We start from the raw sequence: 667 nt of genomic DNA, 5'->3' as shown, positions 1-667 counted from the left end.
GCTCAAGGCACAGGGCTTCGCCCGCGTCGCCATCCAGTTGGAGACGAGATGCCGATTGGCGACGGCGGCGACATAGCGATCGGGCGCCGCGAGGTAGCCGATGCGCAGGCCCGGCACCACGATCTTGGTGAAGGAGGTGACGTAGAGCGTGCGCTCTGACGCGAAGGCGGCGACCGGCGGCGGCCGGCCCTCGACCAGGGGGCCGAGCACGTCGTTCTCGATGATGGCGATGTCGTGCTTTCGCGCAACCGCAGCGATCTGCTCGCGCCGTGCGGCATCCATCAATGTTGCGGTCGGATTGATCACTGAAGGCTGCACGAACACGGCGCGAATATCGGAAAGCCGGCACGCCTCGTCGAGCGCCTCCGGGATCAAGCCGTTGTCATCGATCGGCAGTCCTTCGAGGTTGAAGCCGAGATAGCGCGCCAGCGGTATCAGCGTGTGGTGGCCGATCGCCTCGGTGGCGACGGTCGAACCGGGCGGCGCCACGCTCATCAGCGCCACTGTCATGCCCGCAGTGGCGCCGTTGGTCAGGCTGACATTCTGCGCGGACACATCGAGACCGCAGAGCCGCAGCCAGTCGACCGCCACCGCGCGGTGGCGCGGGAACACCATGTTCGGCCGGAACGACAGCAAGCTCGAAGAGCTCAAGGCACAGGGCTTCGCC

At 66.9% G+C, this 667-nt stretch carries 1 pseudogene; it reads right to left on the bottom strand.

Annotation, left to right across the window (positions count from 1 at the left end):
- Positions 1-667 (bottom strand): annotated as a pseudogene (locus E5W87_RS22990) (aminotransferase class I/II-fold pyridoxal phosphate-dependent enzyme); the annotation flags it as partial.

It is taken from the genome of Mesorhizobium sp. (assembly GCF_004962925.1).
Lineage (GTDB): Bacteria > Pseudomonadota > Alphaproteobacteria > Rhizobiales > Rhizobiaceae > Mesorhizobium.
The sequence above is the reverse complement of the archived record's forward strand: the minus strand, read 5'-3'. Positions and strand labels throughout refer to the sequence as shown.